Origin of the sequence: Paracraurococcus lichenis, assembly GCF_030657435.1 — a bacterium.
Taxonomy (GTDB): domain Bacteria; phylum Pseudomonadota; class Alphaproteobacteria; order Acetobacterales; family Acetobacteraceae; genus Paracraurococcus; species Paracraurococcus lichenis.
In genome coordinates this window covers 1-9,857 of record NZ_JAUTWS010000120.1, presented here as the reverse complement: position 1 = coordinate 9,857, position 9,857 = coordinate 1, and the positions used below count along the sequence as shown (strand labels likewise).

The 9,857-nt window shown below is 69.0% G+C and carries 11 protein-coding genes; 5 read left to right on the top strand and 6 right to left on the bottom strand.

All coding sequences use genetic code 11. The annotated features are described in order from the left end of the window. Nucleotides 1-223 precede the first annotated feature (223 nt). Both Q7A36_RS36055 and Q7A36_RS36050 read left to right on the top strand, forming a co-directional pair. Nucleotides 224-826 carry an IS6 family transposase gene (locus Q7A36_RS36055; protein ID WP_305108629.1) on the top strand — a complete coding sequence of 201 codons (603 nt, stop codon included), beginning with the start codon at nt 224-226 and terminating at the stop codon, nt 824-826. Nucleotides 827-895: 69 nt separating this feature from the next. Beyond that, the gene (locus Q7A36_RS36050; RefSeq protein ID WP_305108628.1) at nt 896-1,264 is read left to right on the top strand and encodes an IS1/IS1595 family N-terminal zinc-binding domain-containing protein; all 369 of its coding nucleotides are present in this window, start codon (nt 896-898) and stop codon (nt 1,262-1,264) included. Between the two features lie 8 nt (nt 1,265-1,272). Here Q7A36_RS36050 and Q7A36_RS36045 read toward each other — a convergent pair whose 3' ends face one another. Further along, nucleotides 1,273-1,983 (bottom strand): tripartite tricarboxylate transporter substrate-binding protein, encoded by a 711-nt coding sequence (locus Q7A36_RS36045; RefSeq protein ID WP_305108627.1) that lies wholly within the window; start codon nt 1,981-1,983, stop codon nt 1,273-1,275. Between the two features lie 146 nt (nt 1,984-2,129). Between Q7A36_RS36045 and Q7A36_RS36040 the strand changes: the two genes are divergently transcribed. Further along, the gene (locus Q7A36_RS36040; RefSeq protein ID WP_305108626.1) at nt 2,130-3,062 is read left to right on the top strand and encodes a LysR substrate-binding domain-containing protein; all 933 of its coding nucleotides are present in this window, start codon (nt 2,130-2,132) and stop codon (nt 3,060-3,062) included. Between the two features lie 22 nt (nt 3,063-3,084). Here Q7A36_RS36040 and Q7A36_RS36035 read toward each other — a convergent pair whose 3' ends face one another. From Q7A36_RS36035 to Q7A36_RS36020, 4 genes are read right to left on the bottom strand one after another with little or no spacing between them, the layout of a single operon-like run. Further along, nucleotides 3,085-4,053: a Bug family tripartite tricarboxylate transporter substrate binding protein gene (locus Q7A36_RS36035; protein WP_305108625.1), complete on the bottom strand. Its 969-nt coding sequence runs from the start codon at nt 4,051-4,053 to the stop codon at nt 3,085-3,087. Nucleotides 4,054-4,086: 33 nt separating this feature from the next. Next, a complete protein-coding gene (locus Q7A36_RS36030; RefSeq protein ID WP_305108624.1) occupies nt 4,087-5,130 on the bottom strand; it encodes an amidohydrolase family protein in 1,044 nt (347 codons plus the stop codon). Then, entirely contained in the window at nt 5,127-5,693 is a 567-nt protein-coding gene (locus tag Q7A36_RS36025; protein WP_305108623.1) for a carboxymuconolactone decarboxylase family protein, read from the bottom strand. The genes Q7A36_RS36030 and Q7A36_RS36025 overlap by 4 nt, the downstream gene beginning before the upstream one ends. After that, complete coding sequence (locus Q7A36_RS36020; protein WP_305108622.1) at nt 5,680-6,447, bottom strand: IclR family transcriptional regulator; 768 nt, start codon at nt 6,445-6,447, stop codon at nt 5,680-5,682. The genes Q7A36_RS36025 and Q7A36_RS36020 overlap by 14 nt, the downstream gene beginning before the upstream one ends. 99 nt (nt 6,448-6,546) lie before the next feature. On the opposite strand from Q7A36_RS36020, the gene Q7A36_RS36015 reads away from it, so the two are divergent. Together Q7A36_RS36015 and Q7A36_RS36010 are read left to right on the top strand one after the other, a co-directional pair. Then, complete coding sequence (locus Q7A36_RS36015; protein ID WP_305108621.1) at nt 6,547-7,527, top strand: Bug family tripartite tricarboxylate transporter substrate binding protein; 981 nt, start codon at nt 6,547-6,549, stop codon at nt 7,525-7,527. 47 nt (nt 7,528-7,574) lie between these two features. Then, nucleotides 7,575-8,375, top strand: a complete 801-nt coding sequence (locus Q7A36_RS36010; RefSeq protein WP_305108620.1) for an SDR family NAD(P)-dependent oxidoreductase — start codon at nt 7,575-7,577, stop codon at nt 8,373-8,375. A gap of 445 nt (nt 8,376-8,820) precedes the next feature. On the opposite strand, the gene Q7A36_RS36005 is transcribed toward Q7A36_RS36010, so the two are convergent. Next, nucleotides 8,821-9,579, bottom strand: a complete 759-nt coding sequence (locus Q7A36_RS36005) for a DUF2306 domain-containing protein (protein WP_305108619.1) — start codon at nt 9,577-9,579, stop codon at nt 8,821-8,823. Nucleotides 9,580-9,857: the final 278 nt, after the last annotated feature.

Genomic DNA, 9,857 nt, shown 5'->3' with positions numbered 1-9,857 from the left:
CTTGTCGGGCTACAAGGCGCGCGTCGTCGCGCGGCAGTCCGGTCCTGAGCTTGACGCTGCCATTTGGACGCACGTCTCCTGCCGCCACACCCGGGAGGCTTCGGCGCGTGCATCCCGATACTCAGCAGGGTTCTGTCAGGCTTCGCGCCAGTCGGCCCGTTTGGCCGGCCGGGATAGGGCTGGTAGGCTCCGGCTCTGGGCTCGATGGGGGGAGAGGGCTAGGATGGACTGTGTGGCTTGCGGCTCGTCCGAGGTGACCGAGCGGCCGGAGCGCACCGCCCAGGGCTACCGCCGGTTCCGCTGCCGGACCTGCAGCAAGCAGTACAACGAGCGCTCCGGCACCGTGCTGAACCATGCGCAGTACCCCTCCGACGTCATCGCGCTGGTGGTGCTGTGGCGGCTGCGCTACCGCCTGACCCTGCGCGACCTAGCCGAGATGTTCCTCATCCGCGGCATCGTCTTCAGCTACGAAGCGGTGCGGGAGTGGGAGGTCAAGCTCGCGCCGCTGCTCGCTGACGAACTCCGGCAGCGCCGGCGTGGCAAGGGCGGCGCCCGCAGCCGCCGCTGGCACGTGGACGAGACGTACCTGAAGGTTGGCGGTCGCTGGGCCTACCTTTATCGGGCCATCGACCGCAACGGCAATCTGGTCGACACCATGCTCAGCGAGCACCGCGACATGGCGGCGGCCCAGGCTTTCTTTCGTTCGGCCAAGTCGGTCACGGGCGTGACGCCTGACCAGGTCACCACGGACGGGCATGGCTCCTATCCGCGGGCAATCCGAAGCACGCTCGGCCGCGATGTCGAGCACCGGACCAGCGCGTATTAAAATAAGGCGCTATTCGACTTGGGTGTGGGAGACGAGAAAATCTGACGAGGGCTGATTACATGATGTTCTATGTCCAGCCTCGAATTTCGCCGTCTCTACCCTCTCGAATCTACCATCCGGGCGGCCTCGGGTGAGCAGCTCATCACCATCGAACGGCTCGTCGCCGAGGTCGCGTCCGTGCGGATTGCCGAGGTGGCTCTGGCCCGCCGCACGGAAGTGGTCTGCGTCAAGCGGTGTTGCCCGCATTGCGGGGCTGAGGGTGCTCACCTGCACGGCAAAGACAAAAACGACCGACAGCGGTTCCGTTGTCGCATCTCCGAGTGTCGCCGCACCTTCAACATCCTCACCGGCACGCCGATGGCCCGCGCTCGGATGCCCGAGAAGTGGGGCCAATACCTGTCCTGGGATTGTCAACTTGGCGAACGCACATCGGAATGAGCGCCGGATTATGTCGCCCTCAGCGCTGGAGGCGGCAAAAAGGCTGCGTTCACCCTCCGTGGCGGCGACGCATCGTTGCGAATTTTTGTTCCGAGACGGCACGGGTTGACAATGCCGCCGCGGTAGGGCACATGCGTCATGTCCAGCTTGGCGAGGTAGCAGAACAGCGCTCCCGCCAAGTGCGAGGAGGTGGCGTTGCCGAAGGAGCCGTAGGTCAGTTCACCCGGCTTCGCCTTGGCTCGCGCGAGCAACCCGGAAACGTCGCGGATCGGACTCTTCGAAGGCACGACCAGCACGTTGGGCGAGCGGCCGACCAGCGCCACTGGGGCGAAGGCCTTCGTGGTGTCGTAGGGCAGGCTGGGCTGGACGCTCGGGTTCACCGCATGGGCAAAGGTGGCCATCAGCAGCGTGTAGCCGTCCGGCAGGCTCTTCGCGACGACCTCGGTGCCGATGATGGTGCCGGCGCCAGGACGGTTGTCCACCAGCACGGTCTGGCCGAGCACCGGCGACATGCCCTCGGCCAGCACGCGGCTGACGATGTCGGTACCGCCGCCGGGAGCGAATGGCACGATGATCTTCACCGGCCGGTCTGGATAGCCTGCCGCCCGCGCCAGCCGCGGCGCCGCCAAGCCAAGCGGCAGCGTTGCCAGCAGGCGTGCCGCCTGCCGCCGTGTGAGCACGGCGCCCTTTGCCGGGGTGGATGCCTTGGACTGTCGCATGGCCGTTCCGTCTCCTGCCTTGGCCCCGTGTCGGGGCATCTGCTTGTGTGCGGCAGGTTTCCGCCTGTTCCCGGCTGTGGACAAACAGCTTTTCGGGACGGGTTGCCCAACCTCATGTTATGGGTGCGACCGTCGGAAGAACCTCCATGCCCGTCGGCCAGCCTCCTGTCCCCGCCCGTCCGCACCTGCCGCTGAATGCCTTGCGCAGCTTCGAGGCTGCCGCGCGGCGGCTGAGCTTCACCCAGGCCGGCGAGGAGCTCGGCGTCTCCCAGGTGGCGATCAGCCGGCAGGTGAAGGCGCTGGAGCAGTGGCTTGGGACGCCGCTCTTCATCCGTGGGACGCGTGAGGTGCGGCTCACCCCGGAGGGCGCGAGGCTGCTGCCGCCGGTGCGGCAGGCGCTCGACCTGCTGGCGCTGGCCGCCGGCCAGGTCAGCCGCCGTGAGCGCCGCAACGTGCTGTCAATCCAGGCCTATACAACCTTCGCCCAGCGTTGGCTCATCCCGCGACTGACGCGCTTCCATGAGCGGCACCCGGACATCGAGGTGCGCCTGACCGCCTCTGTCAGCCCGGTGGATTTCGAGCACCAGGATGTGGACGCGGCGGTGCGCTCCGGCGATGGCAGCGGCTGGCCGGGGCTCGAAACGGACTTCCTGACGCCAATCGCCCTGCTCCCGGTAGCCAGCTCCACCCTGCTGAAAAGGCGCAAGGGCAAACTGCCAGCGGAGGCGTTGTCAGGCATGACCCTGCTGCATTCCCTGGCACGGCCGAACGACTGGGAAATCTGGCTCCAGGCCAATGGCGCGGAGCAGGTGGTGGACAGCCGCAAGGGGCTGAAATTCGAGAGCTCCGCCCTGGCCTACGAGGCGGCGCTGCAGGGCAGCGGCGTGGCCATGGGGATCCAGGTGCTGGTTGAGGGCTACCTGACCTCGGGCGCACTGGTCAGCCCCTTCGGCCAAGCGGTGCGGCGGCCGGGTGGCTACTACCTGGTGCGGCCGCGCCACCGGCCGGTGTCCACCGCCATGCGCCGTTTCCGCGACTGGATCCTGGCGGAACTGGGCGCGGCGGAGACGGGCGGCTGAGCTGGCAGCCACCTGCGGCCTCTCAGTCCGGCTGGATGTTATTGCGGCGGATGACCTCGCCCCATTTCTCCAGCTCGCTGCGCAGGAAGGCGCCGAACTCCTCAGGGCTGTTGCCGCCGGGGATAGCACCCTGGTCGTGCAGGCGCCGCCGCACCTCCTCGTCCTGCAGCGCGGCGATGGCGGCCCGGCGGATGGCGGCGAGCGGCCCGGCAGGCATGCGCGCCGAGGCGACGAGGCCGTGCCAGTTGCTGGCATCTACCGCCGGAAGGCCGAGCTCGGCGAAGGTCGGCACATCCGGGATCCAGGAAAGCCGTTCCTTCGTCCCGACCGCCAGCGCGCGCATCGCGCCCGCCTGGATCTGCGGGATCAGCACCGGCAGGTCGGCGAAGCCGAGCTGCACCTCGTTGCGCAAGATGGCGGTGGCGAGCTGGCCGCCGGAGTTGTAGGCGATCTGCACGATGTCCAGCCCGGCCGCGGCGCGGAACTGCTCGCCCGCCAGATGCGGCATGGAGCCGTTGCCGGTGGTGCCGAAATTCAGCGCGCTTGGCCGCGCCTTCGCATCCGCGATCAGGTCCTGCAGCCTGCGGTAGGAGGAGGACGTGGGCACCACCAGCGGCTCCGGCACCAGCACGCCGAGGGTGACCGGCACCAGGTCGCGCAGCGGATCGTACGGCGTGCCGCGGCCGAGCCTCGGCGCGATGGCGAGCGCCCCGGCACTGCCGATGCCGAAGGTGTAGCCGTCCGGTGCAGCCTTCGCCACCACGTCCACGCCGGTCATGCCGCCGCCCCCGGCGCGGTTGTCGACGATCACCGGCTGGCCGAGCGTCGCACTCATATGTGGGGCCATGATGCGGGCGACGATGTCGCTCGGCCCGCCGGCGGCGAAGGGCACCACGAAGCGCAGCGGCCGTGTCGGGAATGCGTCCTGCGCCCGGGCCGGCAGGACGAAGGGCACGCCCAGCAGCGCGGCCAGGATCTGGCGCTTTCTCATCGGGGTTTCCTCGTGGGGGTCTTCGGGTGTCGCTCAGATGGGAGCGGGCAGGCGGTAGAAGCGAGCGGCACTGCGCCAGAACAGGTCGGCCTTCTCCTCGGCGCTGGCCGAGGCGGCGATGCGCTTCATGGCGTTCCAGCCGACGGCGTAGCCGTAGCTGCCCTTGTCCACCGGGAAGTTGCTCTCGAACATGCAGCGCGCAGCGCCGAAGGTCTCGATGCAGCGCTCTACCCAGGGGCGCCAGGCCTCGGCCAGTTCGACGGAGGAGGGCGCGCGGTCCCGCGCCTCGAAGCCGAAGCCCGGCAGGCGCATGCCGAGGCCACCGAGCTTGACCATCACGTTCGGGCAGCCGGCCAGCGCCTGCATATTGGCCGACCAAGCGGCGAACACCTCCTCCCGCCGGCCGGCATAGCGGCCGATGCCGAGCACGCCGCCGCAGTGGTCGAGCACGATCGGCACCTGCGGGAAGGCCCGGGCCAGCGCGACCAGGCGCGGGATCTGGTGGAAGTAGAGCCAGGCATCGAAGCTGAGGCCGAGCTCGGCGAGATGCGCGAAGCCGGCGCGGAAGCCCGGGCTGTCCAGCATGTCCTCGGCCGGCTGGTAAGCCGGGTTCAGCATCGCCGGATCGGGGTCCCAGGTGGCGATGTGGCGGATGCCACGGAAGCGGTCGCTGCCGGCACGCAGATGCGCCTCCAGCACCGGGCGCACCGAATCGCCGAGGCGGAGGTCGGCGGCGCCGACGATGCCGGCGCAGGCCCGAACATCGCCGTAACAGCCACTCGCGCACATGGCGGCGACGCCGTTGGCGAACTCGGTTTCGCCCACCGCGCGCATCGCCTCCGGCCCCTCAGCGCGCAGCATGGAGCGGAAGGACTGGATGTAGACGGTCGCCCGCACATCGTGGCCGCTGCGCAGGTCGGCCAGCAACTCGTCGAGCAGATAGCGCCAGCCCGGCTGGTCCCAGAGGTGATGGTGCGGGTCGATGATCGGCTGACCCGGGTTCAGCGCCTCCTCCCGCGTGGTCGCCAGCCAGTCTTCGCGCACTGGGATCTGGTGCTGCTGCGCCGGGTTGCTCATGCGCGGTACTCCGGATCCTCGAGTTCCGGGGCGAGGCTGCCGGGCAAGCCGAGCTCGAAGGCGTTCAGCGTCAGCGCGACCAGGCAGTAGTAGCCGAGGATGCCGACCAGCTCGACCATGCCGCGCTCGCCCAGCACGGCGAGGCCCTGTTCGTAGAGCGGCCGCGGCACGCGCCCGCTGGCCAGCAGGATTGAGGCGACATCGTAGACCGCCTGTTCTCGCGAATCGGCCAGTGCCGGTGTCCGCCGCGCGGCGATGGTGGCGATCACCTCGGGATCCAGGCCAGCCTTCAGCGCCTCGCGCTTGTGCGCGGTCCATTCGTGGTGCGAGGTCCAGTGCCGGGCGCAGACCAGGATGGCGAGTTCCGATAGCCGCGGCTCCAGCGTGGTCTGGTAGCGCAGCAGTTCGCCCAGCTTCTGCCCGCGCTCGGCCAGTTCGGGGTTGCGGATCCAGGCAACCATCGGCGCCGGCACGCGACCGCGGATCCCGGCCACCGCCTCGGCGCAGGCGGCGCGCTGCTCCGGCGTCATCGCCGCCTCGGGCGGCAGGTCAAGGCGGGGCATGTGGTTTCCTCCCTTTCAGGCCAGAGCCAGGATCGCCGCCGAGGGCGCGGGTCAGGGCTGCGGCCTCGCGCAGCACCAGCGGCAGGCAGAGCGTCTCGGCCGTCGAATCGAAGCGGTAGCGCGGCATGGTGATGCCGAGGGCGCCCACGACCCTGCCGCTTCCGTCCAGCACTGGGGCGGCGATGGCGACGACTTCCGGCAGCCGCTCGCCATGGCTGACGATGGGCAGTCGCTGGCGCGTCTCGGCGTCCAGGGCCACCAGGGCGCGGCCATAGGCGCCGATGCCGAGCGGCGCCACATCCCCCACCTGCGCCACCGTGCGCACAGGCTGTGGGCTCTCCTGACGGAACAGGCAGCGGCGTTGCTGACCCTCCCGCACGAAGAAGGCGGCGCTTTCCTGGCTTTCGCCCCGCAGCCGGTCGAGCGCCGGCATGACCTGGTCCTCCAGCCGCAGGCCCCGGCGGAAGCGCTCGCCCAGCACCAGCAAGTGCGGCCCGAGGGCATAGCCCCCGGCGGCGGCGCGCTGCACGAAGCCATGGCTCTCCAGCGTTCCGAGCAGGCGGAGCGCGGTGGTCAGATGCAGCCCGGCGCGGCGGGCGATCTCGACCAGCGGCAGGGCCGCGTCCCCCTCCGCGAAGGACTGCAGGATGGCCAGCGCGCGATCCACGGCCCGCACATTGCCCTCCGCATCCGGCGTCTCGCGCGGCGGGACCCCAGCGATGGATTTCGTGGGATCGATCGGTTTCCTCGTCACGCCCCTGCTATAACCCCATCTTCCGCAGAGTGGAAGTCACTTGCATAGAGTGGATGTCGGGTGATACCGCTGGCCGGGCAAACGGGCCGGGAGGACGCCATGCACCACGTCACGCGTCGCCACGCATTGGGCCTGGCGGCTGGGCTTGGGTTCGCCGGGCCAGCCCTGGCGCAGGCTGCCTGGCCCAGCCGTCCGGTGACCCTGCTGGTCCCCTTCGCGCCCGGCGGCGCCTCGGACATTGCGGCACGGGCCTTCAGCACCCGGCTGGCGGAACACAGCGGGCAGCCCGTGGTTGTGGAGAACCGCCCCGGCGCAAACGGGCAGCTGGCGGCGCGGCTGCTGGCGCGCGCCACGCCCGACGGCCACACGATGATGGTCGGCTCGATCGGCGTCTTCGCGCTGAATTCCGTGCTCTACCGCAACCCAGGCTACGATCCGCTGGTCGACTTCGCGCCGGTCACGCTGGCCGTCACCACCCCGAACGTCCTGGTGGTGAACCCGGAAGTCGCCCCGGTGAACGACCTGGCGGAACTGGTTGCCTGGATGAAGGCGCGGCCGCGCGGCGTGTTTTACGCCACCAGTGGCATTGGCTCCTCGCCACACCTGACGATGGAGCTCTTCACTCAGAGGACGGGGACCGAGGCGACGCATGTGCCTGCCCGCGGTGGCGCCTCGGCGGTGATGGATCAGTTGGCCGGGACGGTGCAGGTCTCCTTCCAGGGGCTCGGCTCCGTCATTGGCCCGGTGCGGGACAGAAGGCTGCGCGCGATGCTGGTGACCGCCGCGCGTCGCAACCCGCTGTTGCCGGAGGTGCCGACCGCGGCCGAGGCTGGGCTGCCTGACTTCGAAGTGAGTTCCTGGCAGGCGGTGATGGCGCCGGCCGCGACCCCGGCCGCCCTGCGCGAGTGGATCGCTGGTGAGATCATCACCTTCCTGCGCGAGCCCACTGTCGCCGAAGCCCTGGAGGCGGGCGGCTACACGGTGGCCGGCGGCACGCCCGCCGAATACGGCACCTTTCAGCGCGCCGAGATCGCGCGCTGGCGCCAGGTGGCGCAGGCCGCGAACATCATCCTCGACTGACGGTGCACCCGGGGCGCCAACCACCGACATCCATGGAGTGCAGGACCATGTCGCAGCGTTTCGCGGGCAAGATCGCCATCGTCACCGGCGCCGGTTGCGTCGGGCCCGGCTGGGGGAATGGCCGCGCCATCGCCGTAGGACTGGCCCGAGAAGGGGCAACGGTGATCGGCGTGGACCGCGCGTCGGAGAGCATGACGGAGACGGCGGAGCGGATCGCCTCCGAGGACGGCCGCTTCGAGGCCGCGGTGCTCGACGTGACCGACAGCGCCGCCATCGCCCGGCTGGTGGCCGACGTGGTTGCGCGCCATGGCCGGATCGACGTGCTGGTGAACAATGTCGGCGGCTCGGCCGCCGGCGGCCCGGTGGAGATGGCCGAGGAGGTCTGGGGCTTGCAGGTCGACACCAACCTGAAGAGTGTCTTCCTGACCCTCAAGCATGTGCTGCCGGTCATGGAGGCGCAGGGGAGTGGCGCGGTGGTAAACCTCGCCTCGACCTCCGGCATCCGCTGGACCGGCGCGGCGCAGGTCGCCTATGCGGCGTCCAAGGCGGGGGTGATCCAGCTCTCGCGCGTGGTCGCGGTGCAATACGCCGCCAAGGGCATCCGGGTGAATACGATGGTGCCGGGACAGATGCACACCCCGATGGTCGAGGTGCGGCTGGCCGGCCAGCGCGCCGGCGGGGATGTGGAGGCACTCGTGAAGCAGCGCCTGGCGCGCATCCCGGTGGGTTTCGCGGGCGATGGGCGTGACACTGCCAATGCCGTGCTGTTCCTTGCCTCCGATGAGGCACGCTTCGTGACCGGCACGGAACTGGTGGTCGACGGCGGCATGTCTGTCCGCTGCGGATAGGCTGCCGTAGCGGAGCTCGACATCAGCGCCTGTTGGTCCTTGCCCGTCGAGTCCGACGCGCTGAGAGTCCCGAGGGCGGTGGGACTGAGCAGGGCACCAAGAGCCGGTACCCTGCGGCCATCACACAAATGCGGACAGGCCGCTTTCGGCCAGACCACGCAGCGGGGCGTGAGCCCAGGTAAGCTGCATTTATGTCCGCTCACGACCGAGGCTGTGTGAAAATTCGATGTCTTCGCTCAGTTACGCATGTTCACGTCGCAGGCCTTCAGCGGTAAGCAATCGTGATTCGCACAAGCCTTCCCAGATGCAGCAGAGTTGCTGATTGCCGTTACGGTAAGACGCTTTCACACAGCCAGCGCCCAACTCCGCTATAGTAAAAAGAGATCGCGTAAAGCCGCGGTACGGGCGTTATGGCAAGGGCGTCCGTGCGCGCCCGCTTGCCGTCTCAGAAGCGGGCCAGGATGTGTGGAATCCAGTAGAAGCGGCCGAACAGGAAGGTGGCCAGCGTGACGAGACCTGCAGCAGCATAGAGCGCGACTGAGCCCATCCGGCGTAGCGCCAGGGCGAGCGGGCTGTCGCCACGACGGATGAGCAACTCCGCAACGATGAGGTTGGGCACGAAGAAAAGGAAGTCCATCAGAAGGTCGAACGGACCGTCGAAACCTCGCGTGTGGCCCATTCCCCCGGCCAGCTTGAGCCAGAGCCCGTACTCCATTCTGTACAACCAGGAGCCGATCACCAGCGCGAAGAGTCGGATCGCCCAGGCGCGATGCAGGTGCAGGCGCCGACACCAGCCATGCCGCATGGTCTGTGTTGCAGCGACTGCCATGAGTACACCGTATAGGGCGAAGCCTGCGGACATCACGGGTCCGCCCACGGTACCGCGGCCGAGCACGAAGATGAGGCCGCCCAGGCCCGCCCCGAGTGCCGCAGCGCCATAAACCCGGCCAATCCAACGGTGCAGTGATGGCGCGCGCTGGCGAAGACGCCCGATGAACTGGATGGGCCCGAGCAGAAGCAGGATGCCGCCCAGGACGAGGTGGGCCGCCATGGCTATCGTCGTAGGGACGGCGTCCGGCACGTACAATCGCGGCAGCACCTTGTTCCAGTCCTGCATGGTGCCGGCGGGGAGTGCACCGATGTAGAAGACCAGGATGTAAGCGGCGAAGAGCGCCGCGCTGCTCCAGAAGGCCAGGGCGAGCATGCCGGTGGCCCATGATGTCACGCCAAGGGTGGTTCCGACCGGGCGCCCAGAAATCGTTGGCACGGGAGCAGGGGGTGTAATCGTGGCTGGCACGTCCATCCTGTCCGGCGATCCCTCCAGACACAACTGTTGCATAATGCCCGGAGCAGCCCACGAATGGAACGGCGTACCGCAAAGGTTCCGGTCAAGCGCGCGGCGCGACGCCGCGGGGGTAGTGCCCGTCGAGCTGGTGTAATTTCCTGCAGGGCCTGAAGCGGTCACGGCTCAGGCAGCCTTGC